Origin of the sequence: Mesorhizobium sp. AR02 (assembly GCF_024746835.1) — a bacterium.
GTDB lineage: Bacteria > Pseudomonadota > Alphaproteobacteria > Rhizobiales > Rhizobiaceae > Mesorhizobium.
Genome location: NZ_CP080531.1, coordinates 926434 through 946448, shown reverse-complemented (window position 1 = coordinate 946448; position 20015 = coordinate 926434). Strand labels below are relative to the sequence as shown.

Annotated in this window: 12 protein-coding genes; 3 read left to right on the top strand and 9 right to left on the bottom strand. The window is 62.7% G+C overall.

The features are described from left to right. The first annotated feature begins 3 nt into the window (after positions 1-3). On the top strand, positions 4-1248 hold the full coding sequence (locus DBIPINDM_RS09045) for a caspase family protein (protein ID WP_258585414.1): 1245 nt from the start codon (positions 4-6) through the stop codon (positions 1246-1248). A gap of 108 nt (positions 1249-1356) precedes the next feature. Here DBIPINDM_RS09045 and DBIPINDM_RS09040 read toward each other — a convergent pair whose 3' ends face one another. Then, a complete protein-coding gene (locus DBIPINDM_RS09040; RefSeq protein ID WP_258589228.1) occupies positions 1357-1947 on the bottom strand; it encodes a DUF6931 family protein in 591 nt (196 codons plus the stop codon). 190 nt (positions 1948-2137) lie between these two features. Between DBIPINDM_RS09040 and DBIPINDM_RS09035 the strand changes: the two genes are divergently transcribed. Then, complete coding sequence (locus DBIPINDM_RS09035; RefSeq protein WP_258585413.1) at positions 2138-2674, top strand: OmpA family protein; 537 nt, start codon at positions 2138-2140, stop codon at positions 2672-2674. Positions 2675-2684: 10 nt separating this feature from the next. Here DBIPINDM_RS09035 and DBIPINDM_RS09030 read toward each other — a convergent pair whose 3' ends face one another. From DBIPINDM_RS09030 to tagH, 8 genes are all read right to left on the bottom strand, one after another. Next, positions 2685-4313 carry a caspase family protein gene (locus DBIPINDM_RS09030; RefSeq protein WP_258585412.1) on the bottom strand — a complete coding sequence of 543 codons (1629 nt, stop codon included), beginning with the start codon at positions 4311-4313 and terminating at the stop codon, positions 2685-2687. A gap of 176 nt (positions 4314-4489) precedes the next feature. Continuing rightward, the gene (locus DBIPINDM_RS09025) at positions 4490-6904 is read right to left on the bottom strand and encodes a M23 family metallopeptidase (RefSeq protein ID WP_258585411.1); all 2415 of its coding nucleotides are present in this window, start codon (positions 6902-6904) and stop codon (positions 4490-4492) included. Continuing rightward, the gene (locus tag DBIPINDM_RS09020) at positions 6901-7407 is read right to left on the bottom strand and encodes a DUF1036 domain-containing protein (RefSeq protein ID WP_416361747.1); all 507 of its coding nucleotides are present in this window, start codon (positions 7405-7407) and stop codon (positions 6901-6903) included. The genes DBIPINDM_RS09025 and DBIPINDM_RS09020 overlap by 4 nt, the downstream gene beginning before the upstream one ends. 12 nt (positions 7408-7419) lie before the next feature. Further along, positions 7420-10083: a serine/threonine-protein kinase gene (locus tag DBIPINDM_RS09015; RefSeq protein WP_258585409.1), complete on the bottom strand. Its 2664-nt coding sequence runs from the start codon at positions 10081-10083 to the stop codon at positions 7420-7422. Beyond that, entirely contained in the window at positions 10083-10862 is a 780-nt protein-coding gene (locus DBIPINDM_RS09010; protein ID WP_258585408.1) for a PP2C family protein-serine/threonine phosphatase, read from the bottom strand. The genes DBIPINDM_RS09015 and DBIPINDM_RS09010 overlap by 1 nt, the downstream gene beginning before the upstream one ends. 159 nt (positions 10863-11021) lie before the next feature. Next, complete coding sequence (gene tssM, locus DBIPINDM_RS09005; protein WP_258585407.1) at positions 11022-14585, bottom strand: type VI secretion system membrane subunit TssM; 3564 nt, start codon at positions 14583-14585, stop codon at positions 11022-11024. Positions 14586-14607: 22 nt separating this feature from the next. Next, positions 14608-16095 carry a type VI secretion system protein TssL, long form gene (gene tssL / locus DBIPINDM_RS09000; RefSeq protein ID WP_258585406.1) on the bottom strand — a complete coding sequence of 496 codons (1488 nt, stop codon included), beginning with the start codon at positions 16093-16095 and terminating at the stop codon, positions 14608-14610. A 294-nt stretch (positions 16096-16389) separates the two neighbouring features. Next, positions 16390-17442 (bottom strand): type VI secretion system-associated FHA domain protein TagH, encoded by a 1053-nt coding sequence (gene tagH, locus DBIPINDM_RS08995; RefSeq protein WP_258585405.1) that lies wholly within the window; start codon positions 17440-17442, stop codon positions 16390-16392. A 247-nt stretch (positions 17443-17689) separates the two neighbouring features. On the opposite strand from tagH, the gene tssI reads away from it, so the two are divergent. Continuing rightward, complete coding sequence (gene tssI, locus DBIPINDM_RS08990) at positions 17690-20014, top strand: type VI secretion system tip protein TssI/VgrG (protein WP_258585404.1); 2325 nt, start codon at positions 17690-17692, stop codon at positions 20012-20014. Position 20015 lies beyond the last annotated feature (1 nt).

Genomic DNA, 20015 nt, shown 5'->3' with positions numbered 1-20015 from the left:
GCGGTGAGGTCTGATCTGATCGCCCGTTGCGGTGGCCTCTTTCGCGCCGCCGGTCTCGCGGTGCTCGCCTTGCTGTTGACTGTGACGGCCGCCAGCGCCGAGCGCCGCGTCGCCCTTGTCCTCGGCAACGCCCAGTATCAGCACGCCGCGCCGCTCGCCAATCCGGTGCGCGACGCCCAGGCCATGGCCGATCGCCTGAAGAAGCTCGACTTCGAGGTGATTTCGGGCTTCGACCTGACCAAGCCGCAGACGCAGGCGACGATCGCCCAGTTCGCAAAACAGGTGCGTGGTGCCGATATCGCGCTGTTCTTCTACGCCGGCCACGGCTTGCAGGTTTCGGGCAGGAACTATCTGCTTCCGGTCGACGCCGCACTGGAGGACGAGAACTCCCTCGACTTCGAGGCCGTGTCGGTTGATTTCGTTCTGCGCCAGATGTCGCGGGAGACCAGCATCAGGCTGGTGTTTCTCGACGCTTGCCGCGACAATCCCCTCGTCGACGTGCTGGCCAAGACCGCGGGCGTCCACGGCGCCAGTAGCGGCCTGGCCGAGATCCCGATCGAGAATGGCGGCGCCGGCACGCTCGTCGCTTTCGCCGCCGGTCCCAATCAACTCGCCTATGACGGGTCGGGCGAATATTCGCCGTTCACCGCCGCACTGCTTCAGCACATCGGCGAATCCAACGTCTCCATCGCCGAGGCGATGAACAGGGTGACCGGTGACGTCTTCAAGGCAACCGCCGGCAAGCAGCGCCCCTGGATCAACGTTTCGCTGACCACGGAGGTCGTCCTGCACAAGGTTGATCTCAATGCGCCATTGATTGTCGGCGAAGCGGCCACACCTCAGGCCGAAGGCGGCTCCGACGCGCGCAACACCGGCGCGGCAAGCGCGTCAGGCCAAAGCAACGACCAGCTTGCGCTCGATGTGCTGCGCCAGAAAATCCCCAAATTGGCGTCGGATGCCCCGATCCTTTTCAACCACCCGGTCGACTTCGGCGATGCGGCAATCGACGGCAAGAGCATCGCCGAACTGATCAAGGGCAAGCCCCTGTTCAGCCCTGTGGAGGGGTTGGACAAGTCGGTCTGGGAGGACAAGCACTGCGACGGCTGCCATGAATGGAACGAGGCCCGGCTGTGCGATCAGGCGAAAAATTTCGCCGCCAACGATGTCTCCGTTCTGCGCCTGCAACATCCCTTGGGAACACGCTTCAAGGTGGCGCTGGCCAAATGGGCGCAAGGCGGCTGCAAGTAGGCGGCTCCAGAGCAGTTCACCGTTTCACGGAAACGGAGAACCGCTCTAACTCTTTGTTTTCACGCAATTCCGGGCGGAAAACCGCTTCACACTTTTCCTGAAATTGCTCTAGTAGGCATCCGCCGATTGGCGCGCCTCGATCTCGGCCATCTGGATGCCCATTTCGACAAATGCCGAAAGAACGGCAAACCGGTCCGCGAGAGCGACACGGGCCAGTCCGGCCAGAATCCCGGCATTGACCGCATGGGCGGCAGGAAATGGTTGCGCAGGAAATGGTTGCAAGGCCGGTGCCATCGTCGCGGCCATGGCCGAACCATTGTCACGCCATCCGGCAGCGAGCGCAATCCAGCCGACCGGCGTTGTTGGCGGTATCGCCGCGACTGCGCTGACGGCTGCCCGATGTCGAGGATTGTCCGGCTCACCCACCCAGTCGCCAACACGCGCGAGCAATTCCTGATCGGTTCCATCGAACAGCTCGGTCAGATGGCTCAGGCATTCATGCGCCCACCAGACCGCGGCCCGCTCGGGAAGCAGGTAGGCACAGAATGTAATCGCTTCTTCGGGAACGCGCCCGGCGAGGAGCTCGCGGCAAAACGCGATAGATTCTTGTTCGGTTGGAAGGGTTCTCATGTCCCGGGCAATGGCGGGGCAAGCCGTGAAAAGATCTCCTGCCGTCTTGAATCGGAGCCCATTGGCCATGATCGCCACGCTTTCATCGAGAAGCCTTGGCCACTCAAGCCCCGGGCGCGGCGCGGGTCAAGTCTGAACCTTGCTGCTGCAACACCCCTCGGCACAATCATGTCCACGAGCGTTTATAGACAGACAATTGCCATGAAATTTGGTATCGTCACGATCGTCGAAATCGGATGCTCAAACAGGAGTAACCGCTATGCAGTGGGGCAAGTCAGCCTTTGTGTTGGCGGTCGTGTTTTTCTCGACCCACGCTTCCGCCGATCCCGTTCAGAAATCAGAAGACATCGTGAAGTTTTTTACCGGCGCGGCCGATCTCGGCAAGTCGCGGGGAATTTGCGTCGGCACCGAGGAAGAGTGCAAGAGCAAGACCAAGGCAAAGGACGCGCCGGGAGAAAAATCCAGCCTCGATATGCTGATCAATTTCGGCCTGGATTCGGCCGCGCTCGACACCACCGCGCGCGCTGAACTCGAAGAGTTCGCCAAGGCGCTGAAGGACAGCCGGCTGAGCACATTCAGCTTCGTCGTCGAAGGCTACACCGACGCCACCGGCACGGTGCATTACAATGAAGGCCTGTCGCAACGGCGAGCGAAATCGGTGGCAGCCTTCCTGACGGCCAGTGGTGTCGATCCCGCCCGCATCAACGCCATCGGCATGGGCGAAAAGAATCCGCGCAGCCCCAACCCGTACGATCCGGTCAACCGACGCGTGGAAATGCGGATAAAGACGCAATAACGCGCGGCTGTCACTGTTTGAGCACGCTGCCCACGGCCACACCGGCGCCGAAGATCAGTGCCCTTGTCAGGAAGTCGTTGTTGCGCCGGCGTGGTGGAGGATCATCCAGCCGCGCCATGGTCTCGCGGTTGCGCCACTTCGAAACGACCTGCTGCTGCTTGCGGGGTTTCTGTGCCATCGGCCTCATCGTGCGGACCTTTTGCACAACGGGCTTCTTCGGCTGCGCCGTACGGGCTTGATCGGCGGCATATCTGGCACGCACGGCTTCCATCATCGGATCTGACTGGATCACGAGGAACGCCAGTTGCTCGCGCGTCAGATAGGTGGTTTGCGGCAGTCCGTTATCGGCTTGCCAGATGCCGATCGCCTCACGGGTCTGGGAGCCCAGGGTTCCGTCGATGCGCCCAAGCTCGTTGCCCAACGCTTCGATCCGCAATTGCAGGTCGATGCGGCCCTGGCGGTCGAGGCCGATCGCACTTTCCGTCAACTCGGTGCCCGGCGTCTGCTTCATCTCGTCCGGAACGCTGACAGAGGTCCGCACGGCAGAGCCGGAACCGGCGTTCGCCTGGTTCGTATCGAGTGCCGCGACCTGCCGGTTCTGAGCGTTCGGGTCGTTCAGTTCGTCGATATTCAGCCGCGCCACGGTGGCGAAGCGACCGTTCGGGAACTGGTCGAGATAGGCTTGGTAGAACGGACCGGAATTGTGCTTCGAAGCCTCATCCCAAAGACGTTGCTCGACTTCCCAGGAAGGAGAGTCACTGGCGACAGGGGCAGGGGCGGATGTCGCGGCTGCGCTCGATGCGTCGGCCGCGGGATTTGCGGCCGGCGCTGCTGCGGCGACGGGTTTTCCCAGGAAAACCTCGCGTCCCAACGATGCGTTGTGCCACGGCCGCTGGCGGCCTTGCGTGGTTTCGGTCACTTCGCCGCGCACGCGCGTCAGCGCGCTCTGGATTTCGACGCCAGGTTCGGTCAGATGCCTGGCGAGCGCCGTGGAGTAAGGACTGTCGACCCCGTCTCCGTCGAAAGCGATGGCGCCAGGATCCGTTGCATAGGCAATCAGCAGGCCGCCAGTACCGACGCCGTCCGATCTCGCTTCAACCGGCGCCAGGCCGGTGCCCAGCGAGGTGGAGCGGCTTTTCGGCAGTGAGGCCGCCAGCGTCCTTGCCAGCGGATTGTCGCGGCAGGCATCGAGGATGATGACACCAATCGCCGGGTCGGGCGGCAACGCAGCCATGAAATCATCGATCTGAATGGTCCGGGTCTTGAGATAGGCCGGCGACGTCAAATCGGCGTCGACCGGTATCAGGTAGTTCTTGCCGTCGACCTGCATGCCGTGACCGGCATAGAAAATGACCGCGAGGTCGGCGTCGTAGGCTTGCTCGGTGAACCGGCTGATGAGGCTGTGCATGCCTGCATTGTCCTGATCGACCCCTTCGATCACCTCGAAGCCGGCATTGCGCAGCGTCGACGCTATGAGGCGGGCATCGTTGGCGGGATTGGGCAAGGTGACCGCATGGACATAGTTGCTGTTGCCGATCACCAGCGCGACGCGTTTGGCTTCAGGCGCGGCGGCCTCGGCGCCGAAGGCGGCAAGGAAAACCAGGATAATCCCACTCAGAAAGACCGCGAACGTTTTCATGGACCAGCCCTCCACTTACCAGGGTGCTAAATTTCGTCAGCGACTGGGTCGCTTGTGCCAAAAATGGCTCCTGGACGTATGTGGTCCTGACCGCGGTTTTGGTTCACGGAGGGCCTGAAAAAAGGTGCCTATGGTGATTCCAATAGCCTGAGCGGCTGATGCCGTGGCCGGCAGGCTCAAAGCGTGGTCTGAATCGAGCTGATGAGGGCGGTGACGGCCTGCTTGTATTTTTCGAACTCCGGCGACGTCTGCCGGATCTCCGTGGTCGTCGTCTGCGGGCTGGCGTCGGTGGCCACACGGCTCAGCTTCTGGCCCATTTTCCGTTCGGCCCAGTCCACCACATAGCTGGCTGTCTTGCCGGTGAGAAACGGGTTGGCCTGGATGACGGCGGACCCCAGCACGGCGCTCAGTTGTGCCGAACCTGGCGCCGACAGCACCTGATGCGCGCCTTCCATGCCCAGGAAATGACAGAGATAGAGCCGGCCGGCTGTGATCTGGTGGCCGCGCGCCCGCAGATAGGCCTCGCCTTCGCGCGCCAGATTGCGCACCATTTCACGCGAGATCGTGGCATCGTAGCGCAGAGCCAGCAGGTCGGCGGTCGACAGTGTGCGCGCAAGTTCCGGGCGGTAGGTGTTCATCATCCGGATCCAGGTCTTGGTTATGAACTGGCCGGCGCCGGTCGCCGAGGAATTCGGGTTCTTGGCACGGGCGCTGCCGCCGCTTTCGACATGAACGATACGCTCGGTGAGCGTTTCGACAGCGACATCGCCGGAATTGCCAGAATTGCCAGTGTCAGAGGTGGCGACCGTGGTGACCGTTCCCAGCGGATCGATCGCCTCGCCGTTCTGGTAGAGCTCGAAATGCAGGTGCGGGCCGGTCGAAAGCCCGGTGGTGCCGATATAGCCAATGACGTCGCCGGCCTTCACCTTGGTGCCGACGCCGCTCGCAATGGCGAATTTTTGCATATGCGCGTAGCGCGTCTCGCGCCCGTTCGCATGCGAAATCTTCACCAGATTGCCATAGCTGCCGCCATCGCCCTGGAAGCTGATCTCGCCGTCGAAGGCCGCCATGATCGGCGTGCCGACAGGGGCTGCCCAATCGACACCCTTGTGGATACGAACGACGCCGAGGATCGGGTGCTTGCGCGGGCCGAAGGTCGAGGTCATGACCCCGTTCACCGGCGTCACCATGCCGTTGGCGACAGTCAGCGAGCGCACCTGGTCATCACCCGTGACGCAGGCAAACTGGCCGTCGCTCTGCTGGAAGACGAAACAGTCGATGGTCTTCTCACCGCCCTGGACACCGACATAAAGGACCCGTCCGGACGTCTCGTCCTTGCCGCGCGGCGTCTGCGAGTAGATCAGCACCAGGCGCTGGTCCTCGCTGGCGAAGGCGTCGAGGTCCTGTCCTCGCGACAGGTACATGATCGCCTCGCCGATGACGCCGGTTGGAACCTTGTTGCGCGCAGCCGTCGAATAGATCGCGTCGAGCAGGCGGTATTGCCGCTTGGGCCCGCCTTGATCGGTACCGGAATAGTTGAATAGGTCCTCGCGAACCCAGGGATCGACACCCGACACGAAGGCGCCCGCGGCGTTGCGCGTCAGCGTGCCGACAAAGACATTCTTGGCGTAGATCGAAACCTGCATGAGCGACATCGTCGTCGCCTCGCGGTTCGGCCGGAATCCGCGCATGGCGACGACATAACCCGCTTCCAGACCGTCCCGGTTGAAGAGCGCCTTCAGGGCTTCGCCGGCCAGTTTGGCATCGTCGGCGGAGAAATGCGCGTCGAGCGCAACGCTGTCCAGGCTGCGGTCGTTGAGGATCTTCACGAAGGTGTCTTCGGTCGCCGCGAAGCGCTGGTATTCGCTGGTCGCGGTTGCGACGGTCGTATTGTTCTCGATCTGGGTCTTCTTGAAGGCGGGCAGCGCTGCCTCGCCCTGATCGATGGTCTCTCCCCAGCCGGCCTCCGGGTCGTCGGCATCCGCCTTGGGCGCCGAACCGGCCGGGGCCTCGCTCGCATCGGGTGCCGCCAAGTCATTATCCAGGTCGCCCTGCTGGTCGTCCGGTGCCGCCGCCGGTGCAGGCGGAGCGGCCTGCTCGGTGGGTGCGGCAGCCGGAGATGTCGGAGCGGTCCGCCGCTGTGCCTGGAAGAACGCGAAGTCCTCCTGCGTCGACGGGATCGTCGTCATGAACTTTTCGCTGGCACTCAGCATCACGTCGGAGAGGATTTCGATCTGCGGCGAGGCGCCGGAACTGTCGAGCTCGGCCGGGCGCGCTACCGCATGGCCCTTGCTTGCGGTGTCGGCATCCGGCGCTAGCGTAATCCACATCGGATCTCCGGCCAGGTCGATAATGGCAGGCACATAGACGGATGCATCGGCCGGCACATCGTCGGCACCTTCGACTGCGTGCAATTCCTCGTTTTCGTCACCGAACGACCAATAATCCGCGGTAAGGTAGAAGCCTGCGGCGATCGAAAGCAGGACGATCACAGCGAACCCGGCAATCAGCCGGCGCCAAAGCGTGCGCCTGCGCAGTGCGGCGCGCGCCTGTTTTTTCTCTCTGAAGCTGGTGTCGATACTGTGCGTCACGGGTTGCTTCCGGTCAGGAAGAAGGTCCACCGCACCTGTTCAAGCGTATCGACTTCGAGAAATTGCGCCGCGATATGGCCGCGCGGCCAGCACTCGTCGATGCCGCGGATCGAAAAACGCCGCCGCTCGATGCACATCTCGGTCGACCCGGTCAGGATCGCATGGCCGAACACATCAGTCGCATAGATGTAGATGTAGCGGTTCGTCAGTTCCTCGCGGATGACGTTCACGCATTGGTTGGCGCCGATGGTCCACCAGCCGTCGGTCTGGTCCGCATTGTCGACCTTCTGGCCGACCGCGAGATTGACGACGTCGAGTGTCTGGTTGCAGACCGTGAATTCGGCGCGCGCTTCGCTGGACGTCAGAACGGCCAGCAGTGCCGCCCCTGCCATGAGCGCAAGCTTCATGCGGCCCGTCAGGGCAAGCAGCGCTCGAGCCGGATCACGCTGCTCTATGGGCAGGTCGGCAGACGAGGAGGGCAAACACGCGCGGCGGAGTTCCATCGGGCGCCCATGCTATCCGCCGAGCCGGAAATACTTGGCAGTGGCTGAAAATTGCGATCCGTCGGTCTCGATCTCTTCGAGAATCTTGGGCAGCAGCACCGAGGCTGGCGTCGGCGTCGAAAACGCAGCCGCCTGGATATCCTGCGGGCCCGTGATCACCATTATGATCTGCGGCACGGCCTTCCCGGTGGCCTTGTCGGCGGCGCCGAGGCCAATCGGGATGCTGAAGGTAGCCTTGTCCGATTGCGCGACGATGCGGTCGTCGAGATTGAACACCATGCCCTTGTGATCGATCAGCAGCACGCTGGAAATGAGCCCGCCACGCGTCACCAGCGTGCCGCTGATCGGCGTACCGTCAGGCACCGAAGTCCGGTCGAGAACAAGCTGCGGCTTGTCGGCCGTGGTCTGCCCGAGAAAGCGCAGAAAGTTGGTGACTTCGCATTGGCTCGGCTCGATGAGGCGGACGCTGATGTCCGGCTCGACATGGAATTTTGCCTGGAAATCACTGAGCATCCGCTCGAATGGCTGCACCGCCGTGCCAAAACCTTCGATCGCTGCGGCCTTGTCGGTTGACGACGTCATGGTGGCGTAGAAACAGTCGCCGCCGCCGAAGTCGCGAACCCAGGAGACCCGTTGCGCGATGTCATCGACGACCGGGGGGATCGCCGGTTTGGGCACGTTCAACGCGATGACAGCCTGGTCAGGCTGTTTGGCCGGCGGTGACGAGGCGTTTTGGCTCTCGGCATTCGTGGTATCCGTCTGGCTCGCAGTGGGTTTGGGCGCCGGCACGGTCGCCTTGGGCGCTGCCGGCTGGCTGATCTGAGGCTTGGGCTTCGGGATCTCCACGGCCTCTGGCTGGGCCGGCGGCGGCGTTGAGACTTTCGGGGCTGGCGGGGTTGGAGCGGTCATCTCAGGCGCCGGAGCCGACATTTGACTGTTGCTGGCCATCGCATCTGGCTGCGGTGCCGGCGATGTCTTTTCGGACGGCTGCGTGGTCGTTACGGACGGCTTCGGGGCGGCCTCGGTTTGCGGGGGAACGATGGGCTTCGCCGGCTCCGGCGTCTGCACTGGCTTGGCATCTGCCTGGCTTCCAGCCGGCGGCGCGCTCGCCTCTGTTTGTGGTTGCGCTGCCATTGCCGGCGGCTTCGGGGGCGCCTCGGTTTGCTGGGGAACAGCGGGCTTCGCCGGCTCCGGCGGCTGCACGGCCTGGGCATCTGCCTGGCTGGCAGCCGATGGCGCGCTCGCCTCCGTTTGCGGTTGCGTTGCCATTGCCGGCGGCTTCGCGGGTTCCTCGGCCGGTGGTGGGGCTTCGGCGGGCTTGGCTGGCTGCGGCTTTTGAGCCGCCTCTGCCTCTGGCGGATTTTCAGCCGGCGCCACGCTGGCCTCCGGCTGTACGGGCGGAGCCGGCTTTGGCGATTCCGGTTCGGGCTTTGATGGTTCCGGCGCGGAAAGTGATGTCTTGCCGACAGTCGGCGTCGGAGGCGTCATGAAGCCGCTGAGGTAAAGGCCCGCGCCTGAGGCAACAGCCAGCGTCGCCAAGGCAGCAATAGCGATGGTTCGGGTCTTCGCGGGTTTTCCGGCGACATTAGGTGCGGCCGCACGGGGCGGGATGGGGCGAGCCGGAGACTGCGGTTCCGACAGATGCGCGGGCCGGACATGCGGGACGAAGCGTTGCTCTCCGGGGCCCGTTGCCGTCGGCACGGTGTGCCCCGCGACATTGGATGGCTGCGCCCGAGGATCAGGGACAAGGGTATGCCCCGCCGCTGGCAAAGCCGGCCGGTCGCGGGGTGTCCTGGATGGCGGCGGTGTTGTTGCTTCGTCTTCGTCGCGCGTCATCCTGGCGATATCAGCCATGCTGGCCGGCCGGTCTTGCGGATCCGGTTGCAGCATGGCTTCGACAATGCCCCGAAAATCCTCGTCGATGTCTGAGAGATCAGGAACGGTCCGGCGTTTTTCGATGATCTCGTACTGCGATCCGCTCATGTCGATCGGCTTGCCGCGCAGAGCGGCGGCCAGCACCAGCCCAAGGCTGTAGATGTCGGACTGCTCGCTGACGTCGCCGCTGTACAGCCCGAGCTGTTCGGGTGACACGTAGTTGTATTTTCCCGCGAACTTTCCGCCGATCAGCGTCTCCCCGCCCACGGTCGCCGATCGCGCGATGCCGAAATCGATGATCTTTGCGCGGTCGACCCGGCCTCCCGGCAGGATGATGTTGTCGGGCGACAGGTCACGATGGATTGCTCCCGCCTGATGCACGGCGCTCAGGCCGGATGCGAGGCGATGACAGAGCTTGCGCACCGCTTCCGTCGGCATCGGCCCACGTCGCATGATATCGAATAGCGACTCGCCGTCGACGAACTCCATGGCGAGGTAGGGCCGGCCGATCCCGGGGTCGATGGTGAAGACGTGGTATCGCACGACCGCGTCATGCGACAAATGATTGAGGATCGAGGCCTCCTTGCGGAACAAGGACAGGATCGTCTGGTCACGGGCAAACTCGGGCAGCACGATCTTGATGGCGACGTGGTCTCCGGTCTGGATGTTATGGCCACGGTAGACCTCGCCCATGCCGCCGAATGCGATGCGCTCGTCAAGTTCGTAGATGCCGCTGAGCTGCGTGCCCACGGCGGTGTTGGCCACCTGCGGCGATATTCGCGTCTTGTCGTCGGCGCTCATCAGCCTCGGCCCTCCGCTCTGGACAGATCAGGGTGGAGCGACTGTCCATTGCGCTCGTTTGCGATCTTCACCAGCACAATGGTGACATTGTCGGTTCCGCCTCGCGCCAGCACCGTTTCCAAAAGATTTTCGCAGGCCGCCTGAGGCGTTGCCGACACCACCGCGGCCTCGATCTCCGCGTCGGTGACATGTGCCGTCAGCCCGTCGGTGGCCAGCACGAAAATGTCCCCCGGTATCAGTTCGCCCTGCTGGAAATCGATGACGAAGTCGTCGCTGACGCCGACCGCATGCGTGATGACATTGCGGCGTGGCCAGGTGAGTGCCTCGGCCGCGCTGATCATGCCTCGGTCCAAGAGTTCCTGCACCTCGGTGTGGTCCTTCGAAATCTGCGAGATCGCGGCGTTGCGGATCAGGTAGACCCGGCTGTCGCCCGCCCACAGGCAGGCAAACCGTCCGTCCATCGCCAACAGGGCGGCGACCGTGGAGCCGATGGTGATGCCGCGCGATTCCGATATCCGGCGGATTTCGGCATTGGCCCGACTCAGCCTGTCCTCGAAGCGCGCCCGCAGATCCGGAGCCGAGCTTGCGATGCCGATCGTGGCCAGGTGGTCGACAATGCTGGCCGAGGCGACCTCTCCGGCGTCATGCCCGCCCATTCCGTCGGCCACCACCCAAAGCCCGGTTCGTGGCTCGAGCAGATAGTTGTCTTCGTTGACCTCGCGGACACAGCCCTTGTGGCTCACGCCAAAGCTGTCAAAGGGAAGGGCGACATCGCTCACCTTGCCACCAAACGCTTCTCAAGCGTCCTCTGCGGCGCACTCCCGGGCGCTCGCTCGTGCCAGTCTGCCACAGGCTCGGCCATTAAAGTATCGAAATTAAGGTCCGGACGCCTGCGGCCACTACTGGGTGTCAACGCATTGAAAAGCGCGACGCCCATCTCAAAACGCCTTCGGACAGCTGAAATTGTAAAGTGCCGGGAGCAGGAAGGGGCTGGGGCCGGAGCCGGTCTGGATCGTATAGGTGACGTCGCGCCCGCCGATCACGAAGCGCGCCTGGACATTGCTGTCGGTGCCGGTGATGGTCGCCTTGTCCATGAGCCGCTTCAGCGCCCATGGCCCTTCGAACTTGATGCTGGATTCACGGCCCGGCATCTCCGGCGTCAGGCTCAGACTGGCGGACCCGGAGGCTGCTCCGCTCGGCCAGGTCACTATGCTCGGCGCGTTGCTCGCCTGGTTGCTCTGGACCGTCTGACCATCGACATCGAGCACCGCCGCATCGGCATCGCCATGCAGTGAGAACGGCGTGAAGGTGATGCTGACCGAAGGTGCCGAACCGCCCTGGGGAAAGAAGGCGCTGCGGATTTCGGCCGCCAGCTGGAAGTTTTTCAGCGTCGATTTCGACAGGTCGCGGCCGAAGCGCGCATCCTGTTTCCAGCTCCAGTCCTGACCGCTCATGTCGATCAGCGATGCGAGGTTTTGCGCGAAGAACCGGTCCAGCAGCCCACCCGGAGCGAACAGTTTCGCGAAATCCGCCATCGCCATGTCCTCGGTGCCATTGGCAGCGAAGGGATAACGGCCGTTGACCGCCGCCTCGCAAGGAGCCGTGACCGCCTTATCGAGCATCTGGTTCAAATTCGCCACCGAAGTCTCGGTGACGTTGCCTTCAAACTCGTTCGCCGTCGCATCGATCATTCTGGCGAGCTGCTTGGGCAGTCGCGAGGCATTGGCGCGAAGGGTGGCTATCTGCAGCTGCAGATTGGCGTTGACGCGTTCCGTCTGCGACGGCATGTCGGTCGCCAGTTGCAGGCTCTGGTAGATGTCGCGGAAATTCTGGGTCAAGGCATCGATCGGTCGGCGTCCGACAGGACCGCTCACCAGGGCCTGGAACGACCTGAACTGCGCTTCGATGTTAGCCCCGGGGCCCTGGTTTTGCGCTGCCGCGGATCCCGTTCCGGCGCGGCTTTGCGATTTTCCGGTGGCGATTTGTATGCCGATGCGAGCCAGACCCTTGGCCATCTTTGCTGCGTCCTCCGACTGGCCTTCAACCGTGCCTCCTTCAACCCCGGTACCTGGCTCCTTGCCGGAAGCAGCGTCCCGCGTCAGGGCTGTTTCGTCGGCGATTGCCGTAAACAGCTGTTCGATCGGCGAACTGGGCGAGGCGACGGCGGAAAGCACGACATAGTGCGGCTTGTCCTTCAGCATCGCTTTGAATTTCAACGCGTCGAGAACGCTGTTCCAAGCTGTTGCGAACTCCTTGCCATAACGGTCGAGAAGTTCGGGGCCGAGCTTGAGCAGTTCCTGATCGATGCCGCCTTGCTCGCCTCCGCCGCCGAGAACCCACTGGTCGTCGACGAGCATCTGCGCAATATGCGAGAGTTGTCCGAGATAGAAATGGTTGAAGCCGGCCCAGCTATAGAGGCCGGGAACACGCAGACCTGACAGATCGCCGCCGTCGACACGCTCGAACAGCAGCTGCGCTTCCGGGCCGCCTTTGACGGAAACAGAAAAATCATCCAGCGCTGCCGCATATACGGCCGACTTGATCAATGCGGAGGCGCGGTCGGCAAGGCTCATGCGCCCGAGCGAGCGTTGGGCGGCTTCGATGAGCGGCTGGTTCAGTTCGAAAACCGGGTCATAGGCATCGTCCAGGGCAAGCATGGCGCGCAGGTGCTTTTCGAGCTGCTCGCGTCCTGCGCGGTTGTTTTCGCCTGGATAGCGGTTTTGCTCCCAATCCTGCTTCATCCACGAAACGATCAACGCGTCGTCGACCTTCGGCGCCTTGCCGCCAAGCATCAGATAGATTTTCAACGGCTCGTAGAGCGCGGCGGGATCGGCCATCTTGGTCTGGATCGTCCGCTCGGCCTGGATCAGCAGGCGCGATCGGAACATGCGTTCCAGCGCTTGCCGGTAGGCCGTCCTGGACGCCGAAAGCAGTCTCTCGCGCTGGCTGAGACCGAACGTCTCCTCGATCGGTGTCGGCACGTCGCTGGTTTCGAAACCGGCGGGCAGATCGCGCAACTGGTCGAGCGGACCAATGACATTTTCGAGGTCGACATCGGTGACCTCGGTGCTTTTGAGCAGCGCATCCGCCGTCGTGCGATACTGGCTCATGGCCTGCGTGGTCGAGGCGATCAGCGACCTGTTGGCCGTGAAGCTCAGGGCGAGCGTTCCGAGAGCCGCCGCGGCGATCAACGCGATGGCGCTAAGCCCGGCAAACCTGGCGATCGCCGCATGCCTTGCCGCCGACTTGTCATACGAGACCCATCCGGATTCGGCAAAGATGACGCCGGTCAGCAGATCATGCAAGAAGAAGCTTTTGCCGGTTCCGGAAAGATGGGCGCGGGAATTGCTGCCGAAGCTGCGGCCGATCGCACCCAACACCTGATCGATTGGCGTCCCCTCTTGCGTGCCTGACGAGAAATAAAGCCCCCGCAGGCTGACATTCACCTGGCTGCGGCCCGGATCGAACAGGCTGGCGATGAAATTCGCAATTCGGCCCTTCAGCGCGCCAAACTGCGCCGGGAAGCCAAAGACGGATATGCGCGCGACCGGATCAGCCTCTTCTTGAAGCCGGTCGGGCATCTCCTCGACCAGGCGTCTTGCCAGTGCATCGAATTCGGCCGGAGCCTCGGCCGCCATGTTCTTGGTGCGATCGCTGGTCTGGAATGTCGCGCCCCAGACCTTGCGCCGGCGCGGCTCGTCGAAACCACCGAAATAATCCATGAAGCCGGAAACAAGATCGGCCTTGGTGAAAAGCAGATACACCGGAAACTGGATTTTCAGCGTCTCGTGGATTTCCCGCAGACGGCTGCGTATCTCGACGACGTGGGCGTCAAGCTGCTGATCGTCAAGGCCGATGAGATCGGCAAGGCTGATGGCCAGGATGACGCCGTTGATTGGTTGCCGTGTGCGGTATTTCTTGAGCAGCGTCAGGAAGGCCAGCCAGCTCTTACTGTCGCTCTCGGCATTGGAATCCTGCGTCGTGTAGCGTCCGGCGGTGTCGATCAGCACGGCCTCGTCGGTAAACCACCAGTCGCAGGCGCGTGTTCCGCCAACACCGGCGACCGGCTGGGCATCGCCCGAACCGGCCAGCGGAAAATTCAGGCCGGAATTGACCAGTGCCGTTGTCTTGCCCGCGCCGGGCGGACCGATGATGATGTACCAGGGGATCTCATAGAGGAAATTGCGCTTGCCGCTCGACCGTTTGAGCGCGGCGATCGCCTCGTTCATGCGCGCCTCGAGCACCTGCGAGTCGTCATCCCTGTCGTCGTTGCGGGCAACGGCGGTCTCCAGCGCCTTTTGCGCCTTGCGCATCCGCCAGAAACGCAATCCATAGAAGAGCGCCACGGCCGCCACGATCACAGCGATGATTGCCGCGCGCGGCCAGGCAGGCCCGAGAGGACGGGCGTCGGCGAAGCGGATCAAAGGTCCGGCAAACCACACTGCCGCCGAAAAACCGGCCAGCGCGATCATGCTGAATATCCGCAGCAGCCAACGCGTCATGGCCGCTTCCAACCGGCCGTGCTCACAATGTTCCCTCCTTGGCGATCATCACATCGACACGGCGGTTCTTGGCGCGGCCTTCCGCTGTCGCATTGTCGGCGATCGGCTCGTCCTCGCCCTTGCCGTCGACCGTCAGCCGCGAAGGATCGCTGAACTTCGGCGCCATCATTGTTTCGACGGCCTTCGCCCGGGCGACGGAAAGGTCGAAGTTGGACTTGAACGGGCTCGATTTTCGCGGCTTCACATTGTCGGTATGGCCGACGATCCTGATCGGTCCGCGCTCGGATTCCAGGGCGGCTGCGATATCTGCGGCTATGGGCTGGAACTCTGGTTTCGCGTCGGCCCTGCCGGACTGGAACAGCAGGAGATTGTTGATTTCCACCACGATGAAGTCGCCCTTCGTGCCCACGGTCAGCCCGCCGGCTTCGACGTCCTTGGCCAGTGCCGAGCGGATGCGATCGATCTGCGTGGTCGTGGCTGCGGGCGGGGTGACTTTCACCGGCTCCGCCAACGGCGCCACGCTGGCCCGTTCGATGGCGATCGGCGTCGACGGGTTGAGCGCCAGCAATTCGCCGGCGGTGGCATCGCCTTCATTGGTGATGAAGACCCGCAACGCGAAGAATGCCGCCGTCAGCAGTGCAGACGCGGCTGCCGCGACGACCCAGAGCGGCAGGCGTGTCGACGACTGCGTCACCGTCGCCGCCAGGCCCTGCCAGCGAGGCGAGATGTCCTCGTCGGCGCGAGGCTTGAAATAGCGAAGCGTTTCGTAGACGTCGCGCCGAACGCGTTCGAGATTGGTGTCTTCTCGTATCAGGCCGCGATACTGGCCCTCGAACCCCAGCGACAGGCAGGCATGCATCAGTTCAAGCAGGTCGTAATGTGCCTCCGGACTGGCCAGGACCTTGTTCAGCGCTTCGAAAAAGCCCGTGCCGTCGGGCTCGACGTGGAAGAACTGCGACAGCATGCTGTGCTGCGCCCAGGCGTCTTTGCGTGGCCAAGGCAGGTTGCCGACGAGATCGTCGGTGGTTTCGCACAGGACAAATTTCGCAATCCGCGCATCCTCTTCGGCAACGCCTGCTTTCTCCAGTGCCCTGTCGAACTTGTCGATCGCCTCAGTGATATATTCGGCCAACGGCTCCGCCTGTCTCTCGACCGGGATAAGCCTGAGCTGGCCGAACAGCATCAGCAACGGTGCGGCCGCGGCAAGGATCGGGTTTGCCGCGGAATATCGGACACTGTCCGTGACATTGAGCAGGGCCTCCTGCCGCAGAGCCGACGTCGGCGCCGCCGCGGGAGGAGTCCCTTGATAAATCACGGTGCCGGATGTCCAGCCCGGCGGTGTATGCCGGCCGACGCCGGGGTCGAACACGGTCGAATCCTTGACCTGAGCGGATTGTCCGCCCTCCGCGACGGGCTCCTGAGCGACCGGGGCCGGCTTTCGCTCACGTCTTGGCGTGGCGCGAATGACGGTCTTGCCCACCGGGCCGAAAGGATCGTCCTTCGAGTTCATGGCCGATCGTCCGTCCGCGCCTGACGCCCGCGTTCTTGCCGGGCAGGCGCAAAGCTTTTCGCGGCCAGGTAAAGCAAAGGCGAGCCCTGCGGGGCAGGGCAGTGTCTTGAGGAAGGTCGGCTATATCTTGCTATCCCGCCGTAAGATGACATTTGCCGCAGACCCCCAGGTCGATCAGCCTTACCCGCTTGGCGAATTGTCGTATGCGATCGTAATCTCAGAAACTCTCGATTGGAACCGGATGCCGCGCACCGAAGAGGTATCTTCGTCGGCTGCAACGCTCCCCTGAAGCGCCTATTTCTGCTTGTCGGCCTTGGCATAGGCTTCGCTGAAATAGGCCAGGAATATGTCCAACATGCCGTTCTCGTGTGCTTCCTCCATGGTTCGCCAGGTCGCGACAAAAGCGTCCCAAGCCTGGTTCTTTTTCGACGAGAACGACGTCGGCGGAAGCTTTCTTCCGATCGCTTCGGGAGACAGGTCGTCAAGCAGCCGCGAAAGCGCGGCCTGCATGGCGGCATAGGTGGCGAATTCGTGCGTCTTGAGATCGCGGAATGCATCCTCGATGCTGCGCCTGGCATCGAGATAGCCGGCCCGGCGCCGTGCGAACATGATTTCGAGGATGTCGTCGGTTCCTGGAACGAACTTCAGGGGATTGTTGTCGGCGACGCTGATCATCGTTCGCTGTGTGCTCTTGGCCAGCATTTTCGCCGCCGCGCGCGCCTTCAGCAGCACGGTCAGTTCCTCGACCACCGTCCGCAGGACAGTGCCGATTTCGGCGGCAACTTCATGTGGGTCGCGCGATTGCAGCAATTCCGGCGAGATGCCGGCCGCGATCGCGATTTCCCGCAGCACTTCATCTCTTGTCGACGGCAGGGACGGTTGCGACGGGAACGTCGATGCTGGGCCTCGCTGCCCGGACCGTTGCCCCGCGGGGTCGAAGAACGGCCCATCTCCGAATTCCAGCGACCGGCTTGTCGCGACGGGCATTTCTCGCTGCGTCGAACCGTGACTGGGATGGCCGGTCGCGACGCGCTCCTCGTCGATCGACACGAAGATGACATAGCGGCCGATCAGCATCCGGTCGCCGTTGGCCATCCGATGCGGGCCGGTCATGCGCTGGTTTGATCCGTTGATATAGGTTCCGTTGCGCGAGACATCGTGCAGCCAGAACGCGCCTGCCTCGTAGCGGACCTCGCAATGCCGGCCCGAGATGAACTTGTCGGGGTCCGACAAGGTCCAGTCGCAAGCATCGCGTCCGATTTCGAAGCTGCGATCCCGCGCCGCGTAACCGGTCGAGATGCCTGGAGGTAAGGCGTCGACATTGTTGATTTGCAGACTGATGTACATCCAGGATCGCCGTCGAACACTGACCGATACTCCACATTCTAGCAGTTTGCACATGCAACAGGACAGCAGCGTTTCGTGCCGATGCATCGGCAGGGCAAGGTTTTTCCGCCGTGCCTCCTCTTTGGTCGGCGGGACAACATGTGGTAGGCTCAACATGGCCTGGTGCGGCGGGTCGAAAAGTTCCTATGAGATGGCGGGAACTTCAAATCCACCGCGCCGGCGGCCGCGTCCAGGAGGGGCTCGACCCATGCCGAACGAACGTGCCACGGTTGTGCAGACGCCGGTCGGCGCCGAACTGACCTTCACGCATCTTGTCGGGCGCGACGAGATCAGCCGCTGCTTTGCCTATACGGTCGGGTTCGTCGGACCCAGCTCCGACATCGATCCGGCGAAGATGCTGGGGGGCGCGGTTTCGGTCGAAGGGGAATCCGATCCGAAACGATGGTTCAGCGGCCTGGTGTCGGAGTTTCGCCTGACCCGCATCGAGGACCGGCTGGCCTACTACGAAGCGGTCGTCAGGCCGTGGCTCTGGTTTCTCGGCAACACCACCGATTGCCGGATCTTTCAGAACATGACCGCTGTCGAGATCGTCGAAAAAATCTTCTCGAAATACGGTACGGCGAAATTCGAGAAGCGGCTGCAAGGGTCGTACCCCTCGCGCGAATACTGCGTGCAGTACGACGAGAGCGACCTGGATTTTGTGCAGCGCCTGCTCGAGCACGAAGGCATCTTCTATTTCTTCGAGCATGACGAGGGCAAGCACACGCTGGTGCTGTGCGACGCGATGAGCAAGCTGAAGCCGGCGCCGGGCTACGAGAAGATACTCTATAATTTCGAGGGACAGGGCTCGCGGCGCGACGTCGAGTACATCACCGAATGGATTCCGGGCAGTTCGGTGCGGCCGGGGGCCTATGCCCATACCGACTATGATTTCCAGAAGCCTGGCGCTGACCTGATGGCGAAGTCCGCCCAGCCGTTCGGCCACAAGGAAGCCTCCGGCGAGAATTATCGCCAGCCTGGGGCGCATCTCGATGTCGGGCGCGGCGACACCCTGGCCGGCATCCGGCGCGAGGAACTCCAGGCCGTGCACCAGCGCATCACGGCCGTTGGCACCGTGCGCGGCCTCCATTCCGGCTGTACTTTCAAGCTGGAAAGCTTTCCGCGCGACGACCAGAACCAGGAATATCTGGTGGTCAGCGCCGAATATCGGCTGTTCGATCCGGGCTACCGAACCCAGAACGAGGCCCACATCGAGAATTACAAGATCGTTCTGGGTGTCGCGCCGACTGCCTTGCCCTATCGCCCGCCGCGGATCACGGCACGGCCGATCATGCGCGGGCCGCAGACGGCGACGGTGGTCGGCCCTTCCGGCGAGGAGATATTCACCGACAAATATGCCCGGGTGAAGGTGCAGTTCCACTGGGACCGCCTGGGCAAGAAGAACGAAAACAGTTCCTGCTTCGTGCGTGTCTCGCAGACCTGGGCCGGCAGCGGCTGGGGCTTTATCCAGATACCGCGCATCGGCCAGGAGGTGATCGTCGACTTCCTCGAAGGTGACCCTGACCTGCCGATCATCACCGGCAGGGTCTACAATGCCTCACAGATGCCGCCCTACGGCCTGCCGGGCAACGCAACGCAATCGGGCTGGAAATCCAACTCCTCGAAAGGCGGCGGCGGTTACAACGAGCTGATGTTCGAGGACAAGGCCGGCTCCGAGCTGGTCAATTTCCAGGCGCAGAAGGACCACAACCTTCTGATCAAGCACGACCGCACCAAGCTCGTCCAGCACGACCAGTCCGACCGCATCGACCACGACGCCAAGCATTCCGTCGGCCACAACCTCGACGAGGACGTCGGCAACAACAAGACGGTCAAGGTCGGCGTCGACCAGACCACGAATATCGGCTCGAACGACACCGAGACGGTGGGCAAGAACCGCTCACTGACGGTGGGGGCGAATGAAACGATAGGTATCGGTTCGAACTCGACGGAGACGATCGGCTCCAACCACTCGCAGACGGTGGGGATTGTCCAGACGGTGACTGTTGGCGCGGCTCGCATTGATACGGTCGGGGCGTCCGAGACACGAAGCGTTGGCGGCCCGCAAGAGAATACAATCGGTGCGACACGGTCGGTCACGGTCGGCGCGGCGCAGAGCCATACGATCGGGGCCAGCGACAGCTGGAACATATCCGCCAGCCAGAGCATCGAGATCGGCGCGGACCAGGGCATAAAAATTGGCGGTGCCCAGATGGCCGAGATCACCAAGACCCGCAAGACAGAGATAGGCGCCGACGACAGCACACAGGTGGCGGGCGCACATGAGCTGAAGGTCGGAAAAAAGAGCCTGGTCCAGATCGCCGACGACTCGGCCTTCAACGTAGGCAAGAATTATACGCTTGAGGCGAAGGACTCGATCACGCTGAAGTGCGGAAGTGCGGAGATCATCATGAAGAAGGATGGGACGATCGACATCAAAGGCAAGGATATTTCCATTGATGCTTCCGGAAAGATCAGCGGCAAGGCATCCAGCGATATCAAATTCAAGGGTAGCAAGATCCACCAGAATTAGA

Excerpts from the sequence above, each read along its gene's own strand:
- DBIPINDM_RS09040 (WP_258589228.1), bottom strand. The coding sequence starts at position 1,947 with ATGGCCAATGGGCTCCGATTCAAGACGGCAGGAGATCTTTTCACGGCT.
- DBIPINDM_RS09035 (WP_258585413.1), top strand. The coding sequence starts at position 2,138 with ATGCAGTGGGGCAAGTCAGCCTTTGTGTTGGCGGTCGTGTTTTTCTCG.
- DBIPINDM_RS09030 (WP_258585412.1), bottom strand. The coding sequence starts at position 4,313 with ATGAAAACGTTCGCGGTCTTTCTGAGTGGGATTATCCTGGTTTTCCTT.
- DBIPINDM_RS09020 (WP_416361747.1), bottom strand. The coding sequence starts at position 7,407 with ATGGAACTCCGCCGCGCGTGTTTGCCCTCCTCGTCTGCCGACCTGCCC.
- DBIPINDM_RS09015 (WP_258585409.1), bottom strand. The coding sequence starts at position 10,083 with ATGAGCGCCGACGACAAGACGCGAATATCGCCGCAGGTGGCCAACACC.
- tssM (WP_258585407.1), bottom strand. The coding sequence starts at position 14,585 with ATGACGCGTTGGCTGCTGCGGATATTCAGCATGATCGCGCTGGCCGGT.
- tssL (WP_258585406.1), bottom strand. The coding sequence starts at position 16,095 with ATGAACTCGAAGGACGATCCTTTCGGCCCGGTGGGCAAGACCGTCATT.
- tagH (WP_258585405.1), bottom strand. The coding sequence starts at position 17,442 with ATGTACATCAGTCTGCAAATCAACAATGTCGACGCCTTACCTCCAGGC.
- tssI (WP_258585404.1), top strand. The coding sequence starts at position 17,690 with ATGCCGAACGAACGTGCCACGGTTGTGCAGACGCCGGTCGGCGCCGAA.